1 pseudogene is annotated in these 389 nt (G+C 68.4%); it reads left to right on the forward strand.

Annotated features, from left to right (window positions below):
* Positions 1 to 389: pseudogene (locus tag ACTT8P_RS38490) on the forward strand (alpha-1,4-glucan--maltose-1-phosphate maltosyltransferase); the annotation flags it as partial.

Below are 389 nucleotides of genomic sequence, written 5' to 3' on the forward strand. Positions count from 1 at the left end.
GCGATGATGCGCACCCTCGCCCAGATCGGCTTCCAGCAGTCGTACACGTACTTCACCTGGCGCAACACCAAACAGGAACTGACCGAGTACCTCACCGAACTGTCCGGGGAGGCCGCCGCCTGGATGCGGCCGAACTTCTTCGCCAACACCCCCGACATCCTGCACGCCTACCTCCAGCACGGCGGCCGCCCCGCCTTCGAGACCCGCGCCGTGCTCGCCGCCACCCTCTCCCCCACCTGGGGCATCTACAGCGGCTACGAACTGTGCGAGAACACCCCCCTGCGGGAGGGCAGCGAGGAGTACCTCGACTCGGAGAAGTACCAGCTCAAACCACGCGACTGGGACGCCGCCGCCCGCGAGGGCCGCACCCTCGCCCCGCTCATCACCCG

This window comes from Streptomyces sp. JW3 (assembly GCF_052216785.1).
Classification (GTDB): Bacteria; Actinomycetota; Actinomycetes; order Streptomycetales; family Streptomycetaceae; genus Streptomyces.